The 14,757-nt window shown below is 75.0% G+C and carries 17 protein-coding genes and 1 pseudogene; 4 read left to right on the forward strand and 14 right to left on the reverse strand.

Annotated features, from left to right (window positions below; genetic code table 11):
- Positions 1 to 18 precede the first annotated feature (18 nt).
- Positions 19 to 1,200, forward strand: a complete 1,182-nt coding sequence (locus BM414_RS15815) for a sensor histidine kinase (protein WP_093580708.1) — start codon at positions 19 to 21, stop codon at positions 1,198 to 1,200.
- Positions 1,201 to 1,272: 72 nt separating this feature from the next.
- Positions 1,273 to 1,704 carry a hypothetical protein gene (locus BM414_RS15820; RefSeq protein WP_093580710.1) on the forward strand — a complete coding sequence of 144 codons (432 nt, stop codon included), beginning with the start codon at positions 1,273 to 1,275 and terminating at the stop codon, positions 1,702 to 1,704.
- On the opposite strand, the gene BM414_RS15825 is transcribed toward BM414_RS15820, so the two are convergent.
- The 6 genes from BM414_RS15825 to BM414_RS15850 all read right to left on the reverse strand — a co-directional run bounded on the left by BM414_RS15825 (position 1,686) and on the right by BM414_RS15850 (position 7,636).
- On the reverse strand, positions 1,686 to 2,375 hold the full coding sequence (locus BM414_RS15825) for a response regulator transcription factor (RefSeq protein ID WP_093580712.1): 690 nt from the start codon (positions 2,373 to 2,375) through the stop codon (positions 1,686 to 1,688). The genes BM414_RS15820 and BM414_RS15825 overlap by 19 nt on opposite strands.
- A 109-nt stretch (positions 2,376 to 2,484) precedes the next feature.
- Positions 2,485 to 3,672, reverse strand: coding sequence for an acyl-CoA dehydrogenase family protein (locus BM414_RS15830; RefSeq protein WP_093580714.1), 1,188 nt, complete (start codon positions 3,670 to 3,672; stop codon positions 2,485 to 2,487).
- Positions 3,673 to 3,705: 33 nt separating this feature from the next.
- Positions 3,706 to 4,239, reverse strand: coding sequence for a methyltransferase domain-containing protein (locus BM414_RS15835; protein WP_093580716.1), 534 nt, complete (start codon positions 4,237 to 4,239; stop codon positions 3,706 to 3,708).
- Positions 4,236 to 5,009: a meso-2,3-butanediol dehydrogenase gene (budC, locus tag BM414_RS15840; protein WP_093580718.1), complete on the reverse strand. Its 774-nt coding sequence runs from the start codon at positions 5,007 to 5,009 to the stop codon at positions 4,236 to 4,238. Before budC ends, BM414_RS15835 begins: the two co-directional genes overlap by 4 nt.
- Positions 5,010 to 5,049: 40 nt before the next feature.
- Complete coding sequence (locus tag BM414_RS15845) at positions 5,050 to 5,940, reverse strand: arginase family protein (RefSeq protein ID WP_093580720.1); 891 nt, start codon at positions 5,938 to 5,940, stop codon at positions 5,050 to 5,052.
- 145 nt (positions 5,941 to 6,085) lie between these two features.
- A complete protein-coding gene (locus BM414_RS15850) occupies positions 6,086 to 7,636 on the reverse strand; it encodes a phospholipase D-like domain-containing protein (protein ID WP_217644747.1) in 1,551 nt (516 codons plus the stop codon).
- A gap of 302 nt (positions 7,637 to 7,938) precedes the next feature.
- Between BM414_RS15850 and BM414_RS29455 the strand changes: the two genes are divergently transcribed.
- Entirely contained in the window at positions 7,939 to 8,103 is a 165-nt protein-coding gene (locus BM414_RS29455; RefSeq protein ID WP_175551622.1) for a hypothetical protein, read from the forward strand.
- Here BM414_RS29455 and BM414_RS15855 read toward each other — a convergent pair.
- From BM414_RS15855 to BM414_RS15870, 4 genes are all read right to left on the reverse strand, one after another.
- Positions 8,076 to 9,389: a PP2C family protein-serine/threonine phosphatase gene (locus tag BM414_RS15855; protein ID WP_175551623.1), complete on the reverse strand. Its 1,314-nt coding sequence runs from the start codon at positions 9,387 to 9,389 to the stop codon at positions 8,076 to 8,078. The two genes, BM414_RS29455 and BM414_RS15855, sit on opposite strands and share 28 nt — an antisense overlap.
- A gap of 91 nt (positions 9,390 to 9,480) precedes the next feature.
- Positions 9,481 to 9,669 carry a hypothetical protein gene (locus BM414_RS15860; RefSeq protein ID WP_093580724.1) on the reverse strand — a complete coding sequence of 63 codons (189 nt, stop codon included), beginning with the start codon at positions 9,667 to 9,669 and terminating at the stop codon, positions 9,481 to 9,483.
- Between the two features lie 125 nt (positions 9,670 to 9,794).
- Entirely contained in the window at positions 9,795 to 10,454 is a 660-nt protein-coding gene (locus BM414_RS15865) for an HAD family hydrolase (protein WP_093580726.1), read from the reverse strand.
- A gap of 289 nt (positions 10,455 to 10,743) precedes the next feature.
- Positions 10,744 to 11,478: a GAF and ANTAR domain-containing protein gene (locus BM414_RS15870; protein WP_093580728.1), complete on the reverse strand. Its 735-nt coding sequence runs from the start codon at positions 11,476 to 11,478 to the stop codon at positions 10,744 to 10,746.
- Between the two features lie 299 nt (positions 11,479 to 11,777).
- Here BM414_RS15870 and BM414_RS15875 point away from each other — a divergent pair, with 299 nt between their 5' ends.
- Positions 11,778 to 12,224: an ATP-binding protein gene (locus tag BM414_RS15875; RefSeq protein ID WP_093580730.1), complete on the forward strand. Its 447-nt coding sequence runs from the start codon at positions 11,778 to 11,780 to the stop codon at positions 12,222 to 12,224.
- Between the two features lie 174 nt (positions 12,225 to 12,398).
- Here BM414_RS15875 and BM414_RS31825 read toward each other — a convergent pair.
- The 4 genes and pseudogenes from BM414_RS31825 to BM414_RS15895 all read right to left on the reverse strand — a co-directional run.
- Positions 12,399 to 12,446, reverse strand: a pseudogene (locus BM414_RS31825) (hypothetical protein); the annotation flags it as partial.
- 334 nt (positions 12,447 to 12,780) lie between these two features.
- Entirely contained in the window at positions 12,781 to 13,833 is a 1,053-nt protein-coding gene (locus BM414_RS31390; RefSeq protein WP_281246738.1) for an alpha/beta hydrolase fold domain-containing protein, read from the reverse strand.
- Positions 13,826 to 14,113 carry an alpha/beta hydrolase fold domain-containing protein gene (locus BM414_RS31395; protein ID WP_342716200.1) on the reverse strand — a complete coding sequence of 96 codons (288 nt, stop codon included), beginning with the start codon at positions 14,111 to 14,113 and terminating at the stop codon, positions 13,826 to 13,828. Before BM414_RS31395 ends, BM414_RS31390 begins: the two co-directional genes overlap by 8 nt.
- Before the next feature lie 369 nt (positions 14,114 to 14,482).
- The coding region (locus BM414_RS15895) for a transposase (protein WP_139245894.1) at positions 14,483 to 14,757 on the reverse strand (275 nt) is incomplete at its 5' end.

Here is a 14,757-nt window from a genome sequence, read left to right on the forward strand (position 1 = left end):
CGTGCCGACCACACCGGTGTGACCGGGACCGAAGCCGAGCTGGCGGCGCTGCGCGCGCAGGTCGCCGCGCTGCAGGCCGAGCGCGCCACGCTGGCCGCGCTGGTCGCCGACCGCGGCGAGGAGCTCGCCGTCGCCGCGCGCATGCTGCGCGCCCGCGCCGCCACGATGACCAGCGTCATCGACGCGATCACCGAGCAGTCCGTCGTCGGCACCGACCGCGACGGCGTGGTCCGCGTGTGGAACCCCGGCGCGGAGCGGCTGCTCGGGCTGCCGCGTGCCGACGTCGTCCGTCGCCGCCGGATCACCGACTTCCACCTGCCCGAGGAGCTGGGCGGCCGCGGCCTGGACGCCGTGGTGGCGGCCGCCGCCGAGCACGGCAGCGACGTCCGCGACTGGACCTACGTGGCCACCGACGGCAGCCGGCGGACCGTCTCGGTGGCGGTCACCCCGCGCGCCGACGACGACGGCTGCTCCGCCGGCTGGACCTTCGTCGGCACCGACATGACCGAGGTGCGCGCCGCCGAGCGCCTCAAGGACCAGTTCGTCGCGCTGGTCAGCCACGAGCTGCGCACCCCGCTCTCGGCGGTGCTCGGCTGGCTGGAGGTCGTGCTGGACGACCCCGCCCTCGACGACGGGCACCGCCGGTCCCTCGACATCGTCACGCGCAACGCCTCCCGCCTCGAGCGCCTCGTCGGCGACCTGCTGTTCACCGCGCAGGTCGAGGCCGGCCGTTTCGTGCTCACCCCCGGCGAGGTCGACCTCTCGGAGCTGGTGGCGGCCGCGGAGGAGTCCGCCCGGGTCACCGCCACGGCCGCCGGCGTCACGCTGACGGCACACCTGCCCGGATCCGGGCCGGTCGTGCCCGGCGACGCCGTCCGGCTGGCCCAGGCGGTGGACAACCTCGTCTCCAACGCGGTGAAGTTCACGCCGCGCGGCGGGTGGGTGGAGCTGACCGTCGAGGCCGGGGACGCCGCCGCGTGCGTGCAGGTCCGCGACACCGGGATCGGCATCCCCGCGGCCGAGCAGCGGCAGCTGGGCGAGCGGTTCGTCCGCGCCGCGAGCGCCCGGCGCGCCGGCGTGCCCGGCGTGGGGCTCGGCCTGTCCATCACCCGCGCGATCGCCACGGCGCACGGCGGCCGGCTCGAGCTGGCCGGCACCGAGGGCCGCGGGACCACGGCCACGCTGGTGCTGCCGCGCTGAGCACACCGATCGTGCGCTTCCCTTGCGGGGGTCCCGCGGAGCGGCTGCGGCGCCGGTGGCAGGCTCGGGATCGTGATCCCGGACGACGGCACCCCCGTCCGGCGGGCCTCGATCGTCACCGACGGCGACCTGCCCGCCCGGCTGCTGGCCTTCCTCGAGGACCGCGCGGCGCCCCCGGGGCCGGCGGAGGACGAGGCGCCGGCGGTCGCCGTCGACCCCGGCCTGGTCGCGCGGCTGCGGGCGGCGCACGCCGAGGCCCTGCCGGGGCGGCTGGCCGCCATCACCGGCGCGGCACGGGCCGGGGACGCGCGAGCGCTGGCCGCCGACGCCGGCGCGCTGGCCGGCAGCAGCGCCCAGCTGGGCGATCCCGACGTCGCCCGGCTCTCGGGCGCCATCGCCGCGCAGGCGCGCCGCGGTGTGGTGGCCGCCGCGCTGGTCGCCGAGCTCACCGAGGCCGCGGGGGCCGTCCCGGTGCCGCGCGGGGGTCAGGCCACCAGGCGGTAGCCGACGCCGCGGACGGTCCTGATCTCGGCCGCCTGGAGCCCGGCGGCGGTGAGCTTGCGGCGCAGGTTGGACATGTGCGCCTCGACCAGGCGCAGGCTGCCGGCCCACTCGGTGCGCCACACCTCGCGCAGCAGCGTCTCGCGCTGCAGCACCCGGCCCGGGCGGGCGGCCAGCGCCGCCAGCAGGTCGAACTCGGTGCGGGTCAGGTCGACGACGGCGCCGTCGACGCGGACCTCGCGGGTGTCCTCGTCCACCTCGAGGTCGGCCAGCCGGACGACGGCGTCGTCGGCGGGCTCGGCCGCCGGCCGGGGGCGCCGCAGCATCGCCTGCACGCGGGCCACGAGCTCGCGGGGTGAGAACGGCTTGGCCATGTACCCGTCGGCACCGACGGCGAGGTCGACGAGCAGGTCGACCTCCTCGGCCCGTGCGGTGAGCATGAGCACGTAGCAGCCGCTCTCCGCGCGCAGCCGGCGGCAGACCTCGGTGCCGTCCTCGTCGGGCAGGCCGAGGTCGAGCACGACCAGGTCCGGCGCGGACCGGCGCACCTCGGCGAGGCACGCGGCGCCGGTGCCCACGGCCCGCACGTCGAACCCCGCGCGGGCGAGCACCGTGGCGACCAGCTCGCGGATCTCCGCGGTGTCCTCCACGACCAGCACCGACTGCCCGGCCACCGTGTGCCTCCCGTCCCGGCGACCCGGACGGTCACCTCGGGGAGGGCAACGACAGCAACGGGGCCGCGGTCCAGCCGGACGGCGGCCCCCTCACCCCTGCGGGGTGGGGTCAGACGAAGGCGCTGACCCCGGTCAGTGCCCGCCCGACGATGAGGCTGTTGATCTCGCGGGTGCCCTCGTAGGAGTAGAGCGCCTCGGCGTCGGCGAAGTACCGGACGACGTCGTTCTCCAGCAGGATCCCGTTGCCGCCGAACAGCTCGCGGGCCAGGGCGACGGTCTCCCGCGCCCGGCCGGTGACGAAGGCCTTGGCCAGCGCCGCCTGCTCGTCCTTGAAGACGCCCTCCTCCTGCAGCTGCGAGACCCGCACCGCCATGCCGAGGCTGGCGGTCACGTTGCCGGCCATGCGGGCGAGCAGGTCCTGGATGAGCTGGAAGCCGGCGATGGGGCGGCCGAACTGCGAGCGCTCCTTGGCGTAGGTGATCGCCGCCTCGAAGGCGCCCATCTGGCAGCCCACCGCCGACCAGGCCACGCCGCCGCGGGTCAGCTTGAGCACCCGGTTGACGTCCTTGAAGGAGTTCCCGTGCTCGAGCTTGTTCTCCGCCGGCACCCGGCAGTCCTCGAACACGATGTCGGCGTTCTGCACGGTGCGCAGGGCGTACTTGCCCTCCATCTTCGTGGGCGTGAAGCCGGGGGTGCCCTTCTCGACGACGAAGGTCTTCACCGAGTCGTCCGCGACGTCGCGGGCGAACACCACGACGACGTCGGCGATGGTCCCGTTGCCGATCCAGCGCTTGGCGCCGTCGATGACCCACTCGTCACCGTCGCGGCGCGCGGTGGTCTCCAGCCCGCGCGCGACGTCGGAGCCGCCGTGCGGCTCGGTGAGCGCGAAGGCGCCGATCTTGTCGAAGGCCACCATGTCGGGCACCCACCGGGCGCGCTGCTCGTCGGACCCGAGCATCACGATCGACCCCATCGACAGCCCGTTGTGCACGCCGAGGAACGTGGCCATCGACGGGTCCACCCGCGAGGTCTCCAGCGCGATGAAGCCGGTGAACAGCCGGGACGCGCGGGGCTGGTGCTCCAGGTCGTAGCTGCGCCCGACCATGCCCTCCTCGGCGAAGCGGGGCACCAGGTCCATCGGGAACTCCGACGACTCCCAGGCGTCGTTGACGCGCGGCCGGACCTCCTCGTGCAGGAAGCGCCGGATGCCGGTCAGCTCCTTGCGCTCGTCGTCGGTCAGCAGGGTCTCGTAGCCGTACAGGTCGCCGGGCAGGTCGGCGGGCATCTCGTCGGTCATCGCAGGGTCCTCCCGTTGACGGATGACCCTCTCCTACCCGTCGCCGGGGCGACGCAACTCGATCGTGGCCGTCGGGAACGGGACGGTGCCCACCTGCGCGGCGGCGGTCACGGCGAACCCGCGCTCCCCCGCTGCCCGCGCGGTCTCCGCGCGCACCCGGTCGGCGTCACCTGCGCGCATGACCGACGCACCGAGGACCACCCGTCCGCCGGGGGCGAGCACCCGCGCGACGACGTCCCACTCCGGCGCCGGGGGCGTCCAGAACGCCCGGACGTCGACGGCGACGACGGCGTCGAAGCTCTCGTGCCCGAGTTCTGCGTCGACGAGCGCGGCGGCCACGAGCCGGACCCGGCCCTCCTCGACCGCCGCCCGGTTGCGCCGGGCCGCGGCCTCGACCATCCGGGCCGAGCGATCGACGGCGACCACCCGCCCGTCGCCCACCGCGGCGGCCAGTGCGGTCACCAGCACGCCGGCGCCGCAGCCGACCTCGAGCACCCGCTCCCCCGGGGCGGCCGCCACCACGCCGGCCACGAGGGCCAGCCGGGCGGAGACACCCCGGGCGCTCACACGTGCGCCTGGCCGGTGGAGGCGCTGGTGCCGCCGTCGACGGCGAGCACCGCGCCGGTGACGTACCGGGCGCCCTCGGAGGCGAGGAAGAGCACCGCCGGGGCGACGTCCTCGGGCTCGCCGACGCGGCCCAGCGGGACCCGGTTCACGTACGGCGCGAGGGAGGCCTCGTCGCGGGGGACGTCCTGGTTGATCTCGGTGAACGTGAAGGCCGGCGCGACGGCGTTGAGCCGCACCCCGCGCGCGCCCCAGTCCAGGGCCAGCGACTGCACGAAGACGGTGATGGCGGCCTTGGTGGCGTTGTAGCCGGCCTGTCCCCAGTCGCCGCGCAGGCCCGACACCGAGGAGACGGCGACCAGGTTGCCGCCCGACTCCGCCAGGCGCGGCAGGGCGGCCTTGGCCAGGTGGAAGAAGGCGTCGACGTTGGTGGCGCGCATCCGCTCCCACGCGTCGTCGGCGAGGTCGGTGATCTCCCCGCTCTCGTAGCCGGCCGCGTTGCTCACCACGACGTCGAGCCGGCCGAAGCGGTCGACGACATCGGCGACGAGCTGCCGCACCTGCGCGGGGTCGGAGACGTCGGCCGGCAGGGCCGCGGCACGCTCGGCGGGGACGCCCTCGAGGGCGGCCTCCAGCCGGTCCCGCCGTCGTCCGGTGACGGCGACGGTGGCGCCGGCGTCGAGGAAGGCCCGGGTGATCGCCAGGCCGATGCCCGAGCCGCCGCCGGTGACGAGCACGACCGAGCCGGTGAAGTCGAAGGTGGTGGTGGCCATGCCCCCGTCCTCCCCCGCGGCAGCGCGCCGGAACCGCGCGTCAGCCCAGCGCGGCCGTGAGGACGGCCACCAGCCGGGCGACGTCACCGGGACCGGGCGCGTGGTCGGGGTTGACCTCGGTGACGCACAGCCCGCGGAGGCCGGGGTCGGCGCACAGCCGGGCCAGGACGGCCGCGACGACGTCGAGCGGTAGGCCCCGGCCGTGGTCGGGCACGTCGGCCAGCGGCAGGTCGAGGAACTCGACGACGTCCACGTCGAGGTGCACGAGGAACCCGTCGGACCCTCCGACGGCCCGGGTGGCGGCGGCCGCGGTGCCCTCGGGATCGGCCGTCACCGCGTCGGCCGGCGAGACGGCCAGACCGATCCGCCGGGCCGTCGTCGCGTCGGGCTCGACCGCGCGGACGCCCACCGCCACCACCTCGTCCACGGCGAGGAGGGGCCGGACCGACCCGACGGCGAGCAGGTCCGGATCGCACTCGTCGAGTGCCAGGACGTGGGCCAGCGCCATCGAGTCGGCGACGCCGGTGGGGTTGTCGGCCGGCGTCCGCAGGTCGACGCCGCCGTCGACGTAGACCAGCCCCGGCTCCTGCCCGGCCGCTCGCGCGCCGGCGACGAGGCCGACCGTCGTCGTGCACTCCCCGCCGACGACGACCGGGAGCCGGCCGGCGCGCAGCGACCCGGCGACCGCGTCCCGGACCGCGGTCAGGCCGGCGCAGACGCGGGCGGCGTCGCGCACCCGCCCGCCCGGTGCCGGGCCCGCCGTCCACCGGACGGGCGGGAACAGCTCCCGGACGGCGAGCTCCCGCGACCGCCCGAGCGCCTCCGGCAGCCCGGCCGCGACGAGCGCGGCCCAGGCCCGCTCCTGCCCGGGCCAGTGCGCCGCGACACTGGACGGGGCCGCCAGCAGGTCGATCGGGCGGGGAGAGGGCATGCCGGTGTCCTACCGCCGGGTGCTGACGATCGACGGACGTCTGACACGTGACACCGGTCGGTGCCACGTGGAGCCGTGTCCGCTCCCAGCGTCGTGCTGGTGCTGTTCACCGTGGCCGGCGTCGGCCTGCTCCTCGGTCTCTGACTCAGCCGCGCTGGCGGCGCCGGCGGCCGGCGAAGGCCCGCTTCACCCGGCGCCAGCGGTTCGGGGTGTGCTCGGCGTCGAGCAGCTCGGTGTCGGCGAGGAACCGCTCGACCGGGTCCAGCTGCGGCGGCTCGAAGGGGATCAGGGAGCGCCCGGCCGGCCGCATGAGCGCGTCGACGGCGCGCACCAGCGAGCCGCCGTGCTCCTCGACCGCGGCCGCGACCGCCTCCGGCGCCACGCCGAGGTGCTCACCGAGCAGGCGGTGCCGCATCGACAGCACCGCGGCCCGCAGCTCGGCCTCGCGCGGGTCGCCGGTGCGGGCCTCGATCGACAGGTCGCACTCGGTGTCCAGCCCCATCGAGCGGTTGTTGAGGTTGGACGAGCCGATCCGCAGCAGCCGGTCGTCGACGCAGGTGACCTTCGCGTGCACGTACACCGGCCGGCGCCCCTCGGTGACCGGGACCAGCAGCCGGAACCGGTCGTGCCGGTCGGCGCGGCGGACCAGGTCGAGCAGCTTGACCCGGGCCGTGTCCATCGCCTTGCTCTCCAGCCACCCCTCGGCGCCGCGGGGGTTGAGCACCACGAACTCCGGGCCCTCGTCCTCGCCCAGCCGGTCGGCGATCGCCTCGGCGACCCGGCGGTTGGCGAAGTACTGCGTCTCGACGTAGACGGTGCGCCGGGCGGCGGCGATCGCGGCCAGCCACAGCAGCTCGATCTCGTGCACCAGATCGGCGCCGCCGTACTCGGGGCGGGTGCGGGACACGGCCACGTCGACGTCGGTGAGGAACGTCTCGACGCCGTCGGGCCAGCACGCCTCGACGTCGTCCACCGGCTCCAGCCGCTCCCCCGTGCCGCTCTCCCAACGCTCGCGGGCGAGGTCGCCGAGCGCCCGGGCGGCCGGGCCGGACACCAGGCTGGTGACGTCGTGCCACGGGCCGCGCAGCCGGGTGGTGTGCGGGCGGTGGCGCATGGGGTGGCGGTCGCGGTGCTCGGGGGTGTCCCAGCGGTCGGCGGTGACGTCGATGCCACCGGCGAAGGCGAGGCAGTCGTCGATGACGACGATCTTCTGGTGGTGGGCCCCGCCCAGCGGGTGGTGCATGTCGACGGCGAACCGCAGCCGGTCGGGGGTGCGCCGGTTGAGCAGCACGATCGGGGCCATGCGCCGGTTGAGCGCCACGACCATGCCGAGGTCCCACTGCAGGACGCCGATCTCCAGCCGCGGGTTGTCGCGGACGGCCTTCGCCAGCACCCGGCCCAGCCGGTCGTCCTTCGCGCGGCCGGGGGTGCGGGGGTCCAGGCGGATGCGCGGGTCGAAGTCCCAGCCGATGAACAGCACCCGCCGCTCGGCGCGCAGGACCGCGCGCTTGAGGGTGGCGAAGTAGTCGGCGGCGTCGACGAAGACCGCGTGCCGCTCGGCGCGCTCGATGCGCCAGCAGGTCTCGCCCGGGACGAGCAGCGCGTCGTCGGTCTGCGCGGGGACGGGCTCGTGGGAGGGCGCCGGCACGGCAGGGAGTCCGGACGTCGTCCCGGCGGCGTCGGCGCTCTCGATCACCCCGGCAGTCTGCCGACCAGGGCAAGCCGCCGCGCCGTCCTGTCCCCCGTCCGGGGCAGGAGCCGGGACGTCAGGCGGTCCGGGGAACGGTGGCGCCCCGGGGCGAGGAGCCGCCCGGAGCGTCAGTGGCCGACGGCCCTTGACCCTGCGGCGGGGAGGGGCGGATCGTCGGGGCCCTGACCCGGCGAGCGCCCAGGACCGGGCCGGCCATCGGGCCCACGATCGGCTCCCCCGCTCGTCTCCCCGTGCGCCCGGACGGACCCTCCGCCGGTTCCCCACGACGCTCCCCCGAGAGGCCGGACATGGACAGCCAGCACGAGCACCCCGCCATCCCGACGCTGCCGCACGCCGCGCCGGGGTCGATCGCCGACCGCCTCCCCGAGGACCCGGACGAGAGCGCCGACCTGCTGGAGGACCGGCGCCGGCAGCGGGACCGGGACTACGACGAGCTGGGCGGCGAGGCCTGACCGGGAGCCGGTCCCCGGTCCAGCCCTGGTGACGGACGTCCCGCCGAGGAGGCCCGCGCGGTGTCGGCACCGTTCGCACCGGCCCTGCGGCGCGGAGGACCTCCATACCAGTCCAGGCACACCATGGTGGCGTCGTCGCGGAGGTCACCCCCGGTGGCACGCAGCACCGCCGCGCCGAGTTCCTGGACGACCTCGCGGGGGTGCAGGTCCGTGGTGTCCCGGAGGGCTGCCGCGACGTCGAGGACGGCGGCGTTGCGCTCCTGCATGCCGTCGGTGAGGAACACGATCCGGTCCCCCGGCTCGAGCGGGAGGCGCTGCACCTGGAACGACCGTGCGGGAACGACCCCGAACGGCGGCTCGATCTCCAGACCGATCTCCCGCACCCGGCCGTCGCGCACCAGGAGGGGGAACGGGTGACCGGCGTTGACGATCCCGGCGGTGCCGGCCGACAGGTCGACGCGCACGAGCTGCCCGGTGACGAACTGCCCGGCGGCCGCGTTGTCGGTGAGGGCGTCGTTGGCGTACCGGGCCTGGGTGTCGAGGTCCATGCCCGTGCGGCGGGCGTTGCGCAGCGCCCCCACGAGCAGGGTGGCCAGCAGGGCGGCCTCGACCTCGTGGCCGACCGCGTCGGTGATCGAGACGTGCAGGACGTCGTTGTTCAGCGTGAAGTCGAAGGTGTCGCCCCCCACCGAGGCGGCCGGTTCCAGCCAGCCCGCCAGGGTGAACTGCCCGGCCTCACAGGTGTACGAGGCCGGGAGCAGCCGACGCTGGATCTCCGCGGCCAGAGAGAACGGCGTGGTGCGCTGCCCCCACTCGAACACGTCCGTGTACCGGCGGGCGGCGATGACGACGTAGGCCAGGGCGTGCGCCGCGGCGGCGACGTCGGCGATCGACGCGGGGCCGGACTCCCGGGGCAGGACCAGTTCCAGCAGGCCGATCGCGTCCCCGCGGTCGGTGACCGGGGCGATCACGCGGGCCCCGTCGTCGAGCGCCTGCACGTCGATCTGCTGCGTCCGCAGGACGCGCTCGTACACGGTGCCCGACAGCGGGAGCGTCTCCGCCTGCGCGCCCTCCTGGGCGCGCGCACCCTCCACCCCGGCGTCTCCCACGGTGAGACGGACGACGGCGCGGCCGCTGAAGTCGGCGATCAGGAACGCGAGCCCGCGCGCTCCGACCATCTCCGCGAGTGCTCCCGCCGTGGCCTCCACGGCCTCGATCGGCGCGGTCCCCATGACGCGGTCGAGCAACGCGCCGACGTCCAGACCAGGGACCGGCGGGGTCGGCATGGGGAGACTCTAGGGGCGCTGTCGCGTGCCGTTCCGCGTCGCCTGCTCGACGGCATCCCGCCGGCGGGCCGTCGTCCGAGCCCGTCGCGGACTACTCGCGGACGACCCACACCTCGGCGCTGCCCTGCGCCGTCTGGCGCCGCTGCACCGGCTCGAACCGCTCGTAGACGCCGAACCACTGCGGGCCGTCGTAGACCAGCCGGGCGGACGAGAGCTGCGCGGCCGGTACCTCGGCGACCTCCCGATGGCGGGGACCACCCACGTGCAAGACCAGCGTCACGCCTCGACGGTAGCCGAGCCCGGCAAGCCGACCACCGGGGCTGCGGCGCCGGCGGACCGTGGCGGCTGCTGCCGGGGGCGGTCACGGACCGCCACGAGGCACCGTGCACGTCGCAGGACGGACCGTCAGCTGGGCCGGGCCAGCGCGGTGCCGTCCAGGCTGGAGCGGAACTCCACGAGGGACTGGAAGACCCGCGAGGCGCCGGCTTCCAGCAGCTCCCCCACGGAGAACCCGCCGGTGCGCACCGCGATCGTGGGCACGTGCACCTTCCCGGCGGCGATCACGTCCCACGTGGAGTCGCCGACCATGACGCCGGAGGCACCCTCGACCTTGTCCAGCGCGGTGACCACGAGGTCCGGCTCCGGCTTGGTCTTCTCCGCGTCGTCGGAGGTGGTCCAGGCGTCGGCGAGGGACCTGCCGTCGACGAGGTCGAGGAAGGCCTCGACGTGCTTGGCCTTGCCCGAACTGGCCAGCACGAGCGTGAAGCCACGGCGCTTGACCTCCGCCAGCAGCTCGTGGGCGCCGTCGAAGGGCTTCACCTCGCCGACGAGCTCGTCGAACTCCTCCACCCAGGCGTCCCGCAGCGCGTCGCCGTGCTCCTCCTCGACCTGCCGGCCGCCGATCTCGGGCACGAGCACGTCCCCGCCCATGCCGATGGCGCGGTGGATCCGCCAGATCGGCCGGGTGATGCCGTAGCGGTCGAACGCCCGGTACCAGGCCAGCGCGTGCTGGTAGTTGCTGTCGACCAGGGTGCCGTCGACGTCGAAGATCGCGGTGTCGGGCATGGGGCTCCTCGTGTCAGGGCGCGCAGGCCCTCCGCGTCACCGGAGGTGGTCTCGCCGACGTCCACGGTCCGGGTGGGCTGACCGCCGAGTGGGGCAGGTGGCCGCGAGGGGTCCTCGGTCGACGGCGTCGAGCGGCTGCGGGAGGGGACGGCGTCCCCGTACGAGATGCCGAGCCGGCAGGCCGACGGCGTCCCGCGGACGGACACGTCAGGCCGGGCTCTCGACCTGGGCACCACGCTAACAGCGGGTCCGGCGCCGGGCCCGGTCGGGACGACGGGCCCCGCTGGGGCTACGAGGCGCTGTCGTGGTCGAGAGCGAGACGCTCCAGGGGGATCTCGCCGTCGACGACGCGCCTGGCGAGCTGGTCGAGGTCCTCGCCGGAGCCGTAGGCGTGCGCCCTCAGGATGGCGAGCGCGTCGCTGCTGCTGACGTCGAGGCGGGAGTTGAGGAAGCCCATGGCCTGCCAGACGATCGACCGCCGCTCGGCGGACGGTGCGTCCAGCCACACCGGTGTGTCGCTGTGCCGGCGCGTCGCCTGGCCGTGTGCCCGGAAGGTGGAGGTCACCTCGGCGCTGATGTCCAGCGCGTCGGCGAGGCTGAGGGCGGTGACGTCGTTCGGCGGGACCGTGTAGAGGTCCAGCGCCCCGATGTCGCGCAGCTCGTCCCCCAGCGGGAGCGAGATGATCCCGCGGATCGGCGTCCGGGTCACCAGCCCGTCGTAGAACGCCGGCCACCGGGACCGGATGGTCACCTCGTCGGCCACCTGGGGACGCCCCTCGGCGTGGGCCGACAGGCAGGGCCCCGAGCCCGCGGTGAACTGCAGCCGCTCCGCCGTGGACGCCGCAGGATCACTGGCACCCAACGGGAGCCGCCGGTCCTCGGCGAAGAACAGGCAGATCCCCGCGCCGTCGACCGGCAGCACCTGGGCGCACGCTCGCGCCAGCCGTTCCGGCAGCAACTCCGGAGCCGCCAGGTCGACCCCCGCCGCGGCGACCGCGATCCGGAACTCCTCGACGACCGTCACAGCCCCGCTGCCCTCCGAGCACCGACCTCGATCGGCGCGACCCGACGGCGGGCCCGCCCCGTCCGCACCGTCGAGCATGACCGCTGACGCGAGGGACCGCGCCGCGACCCCGGGACGACGATGGTCCGGAGGCGCCACGACCGGAGGACCCGGCGGCAGTGGCTTCTCGACCGCACGACGTCTGGGAGCTGGACCGGACGCTGCTCCGCCCGGTCGGCGGCGTCCTCGGGTGTCGGAGGGCGGTTGCCGGTCGTGACCGCTGGGCACCGTCAGGGACGACGCCGATCCGAAACGAGCCGATGCCCCCGGACGACTGGCCCCGACGACCGTGTCCCGAGACCTCGGGGCCCCGCTACCAGGCCGAGATCACCGATCCCCGACAGCTGCGGACGGTGCGAACCGGACTGCGATCCTGGCTGTCCGCGGTCTCGGCGGACGACGATGCAGACGAGGCCCTGCTCGACGAGGCCCTGCTCGACGAGCTCCTGCTCGCCGTGGACGAGTTGGCGTCGAACGGCCTCCGGCACGGCGGTGCACCGGTGAGGGTCTACGCCGCCTCCACGACGCAGGGGCTGCTGCTCGACGTCAGCGACGGCGATCCGGACCACGGGCCGGAGCCCGCCGTGGGGCGGGATCCCGCGCTCGGCGGCATGGGGCTGCACATGGTCGCCCACCTCACCTCGGTACGAGGATGGGAGGTCCGCGGCGACCACAAGCACGTCTGGGCGTGTCTGCACCTCAGATGAGCTCCCCGTCCACGACCGCCACAGACGGCGCCGCGACGCGCCACCCGCGGGCACGACCGCTCGCCTGCAGGGGACCGGTCGGTCCCGCCGGACGTTCCGGCCGGGCACCGCTCTGGTGTCGGTCAGCTCACGGGCGATGTCGAACAGCTTGCGGTTGGTCTCCTGGGAGATCCGGGTCAGCACCCCGAAGGCCTGGTCGGCGGTCAGCCGGTCGCGCCCCATGAGACGCCCTTGGCCTGGCCGATGAGGTCGCGACTGTCCACCGCGCTGCGCAGGTCCTGCTCGTGCTCGGCGCCGGCCAGCGCCACGGCGGCATGGCCGGCGAGCAGGTGCCCGACCTGCTGGGACTCGTCGTCGGAGGCGCCCCGGGGTCTGCGCGTAGGGGTTCATCGCGCCCAGGTGGTCGCCGGCGGCGAAGAGCTGGAAGCACCAAGCTGCCGATCCCGAGGGCTGCCGCCTCCCGCGCCGACTGCGGCCACCGCTGTTCGGCGCCGAGGTCCTCGGCACGGACGACCTGCTCCGGCAGTGACGGTCCAGACGGCCGAGCGGCAGGGCCTCAGCGCCCGTCGGTGGCGGCGACGGCGTATCGCAGCAGCGTGGTTCCTGACCCCTTGATCCGCTGCGCGTCGAGCAGCTCGAGGTCGTTCTCGAGGCCGGCGGAGAAGGCGGGCACCCCACTGCCGAACACGACGGGGGCGACCAGCAGGTGCACCTCGTCGACCAGGCCAACGGCGAGCAGTGCGTTCCAGGTGGTCGCGCTCCCGAAGACGAGGACGTCCCCATCGCCGTCACCACGCTTGAGCTCCGCGACGACGTCGGCTGCCCGCGCCCGCGGAACGACCCGCGTCGAGTCGGCCCACGGGGACCCCTGCGGGAGCCCATAGCTGTCAGACACGACGAGCTTCTCGACCCGGTTGTTCAGCCGGGAGATCTCCCGCTGGACCTCGTCGACACTCTCGTCGTCTTCGATGGCCGGCCAGTGGCCCTCGAACATCTCGAACGAGCGTCGGCCGGCTACCAGCGTCGACGCGGTTCGCAGCCGCTCGAGGTTGTAGGTGTTGAAGGCCTCTGCATCCGCACCGGACCGGATGGGCAGCGCAGGCGGTGTTGGTCCTGCGGCGTTGACGTACCCGTCCAGCGACACGACGTTACTGACCACCAACCGGCGCATGAGGCCTTCATACCGGGAGGGTGCGCTGGGCGCAGGCACGTCCGCGGGACCTCGTTGCGCAGGCGAGGGCTGCGAGGAGCCGAGAAACCCGTGGAGGTGCCCGTCCCAGCGGCGGGTCTGCACCGGCACGCCGGCCTCGGCCAGCGCCGCGGCGTAGGCCTCCCCCTCGTCACGCAGCACGTCGTACTCGGCGGTGAGCACGTAGGCCGGTGGCAGCCCGGCCAGCGAGGCGGCCCGCATCGGGGACGCGTCCGGGGACGCCGGATCGCCGTCGGGACCCGGGTAGTGGTCCCAGTAGGCCGGCCCGTCGGTGTGGACCAACCCGTAGCCCTCACCGCACTCGACATGACCGGCGTAGCTGCGTGCCGGTTGGCCACGGCGTCCACCGGCGGGTAGAGGAGCACCTGCGCCGCCGGCAGTGGCTCCGGCATCATGCAGTCAACCGGACGGGCACCGCGGCGTTGTTGCCGCCGGCGCTGTCCCCGGCCACCACCGCCCGACCGGCGGTGTCCGGCGCCAGCTCCGCGACCCGGTCCAGCACCCAGCGGTAGACGGCCTGGGCGTCCTCGACCGCGGCCGGGCAGCGGTGCTCCGGCGCGCGCCGGTAGCCGACCGACACCGCCGTGGCCGGCACCCGGTCGGCCAGGCGCCGGGACAGGCCGTCGTAGCTGTCGAGGGTGCCGGTGACGTGCCCGCCGCCGTGCAGGTACACGACCACCCCGACCGAGGGCTCGACGGCCGGTAGATGCGGACCGGCACCGGCACCGGCACCGGCACCGGCCCGGCCACGCCAGGCACGGTGTCGGTGCCCTCGGCGACGGGCTCGACCTCGACCACCGGCCGGTCCGCGGCTGCCCGCGCCTCGGCCACGGCCAGCTGGTGGTCGGGCCGGACCCCCCGCGGCGCCGGCGGTCGAGGAACACGGCGGCCTCCGGATGCAACGGCATGGTCCGTGCCCGCAAGGCCGACGTCCGCCACGTCCGCCTGCACGACGGGCGCCACACCGCCGCCACCCTGCTGCTCAGCGAGAAACGTCCACCCGCGGGTGGTCATGGAGCTGCTCGGCCAGAGATGCTCCTATGCCTCGTCAAGCGGTCAGGACGTGGTGGATCTCGCGGGCGATGTAGCGCTTGAGGCAGCGGATGATCTCGAGGTTGCTCAGGCCTTCGGCTCGTCGGCGGGCGGCGTAGTTCTGGGTCGGTTCGTGAGCCGAGAGACGGACCAGGGCGATGATGTGCAGCGCGTAGTTGGCGTGCCGGTCGCCGCCGCGGTTGAGCCGGTGTCGGATGGTGCGGCCGCTGCTGGCCGGTAGCGGGGCGGTGCCGCAGAGCTGGGCGAACGCGGCCTCCGAGCGCAGCCGGT

The organism is Geodermatophilus amargosae (genome assembly GCF_900116515.1).
GTDB lineage: Bacteria > Actinomycetota > Actinomycetes > Mycobacteriales > Geodermatophilaceae > Geodermatophilus > Geodermatophilus amargosae.

Coding starts and splice junctions, on each gene's coding strand:
- BM414_RS29455 (WP_175551622.1), top strand. CDS start 7,939: ATGGACAGCCAGCACGAGCACCCCGCCATCCCGACGCTGCCGCACGCC.
- BM414_RS15855 (WP_175551623.1), bottom strand. CDS start 9,389: ATGCCGACCCCGCCGGTCCCTGGTCTGGACGTCGGCGCGTTGCTCGAC.
- BM414_RS15865 (WP_093580726.1), bottom strand. CDS start 10,454: ATGCCCGACACCGCGATCTTCGACGTCGACGGCACCCTGGTCGACAGC.
- BM414_RS15830 (WP_093580714.1), bottom strand. CDS start 3,672: ATGACCGACGAGATGCCCGCCGACCTGCCCGGCGACCTGTACGGCTAC.
- BM414_RS15875 (WP_093580730.1), top strand. CDS start 11,778: ATGCCCCCGGACGACTGGCCCCGACGACCGTGTCCCGAGACCTCGGGG.
- BM414_RS15845 (WP_093580720.1), bottom strand. CDS start 5,940: ATGCCCTCTCCCCGCCCGATCGACCTGCTGGCGGCCCCGTCCAGTGTC.
- budC (WP_093580718.1), bottom strand. CDS start 5,009: ATGGCCACCACCACCTTCGACTTCACCGGCTCGGTCGTGCTCGTCACC.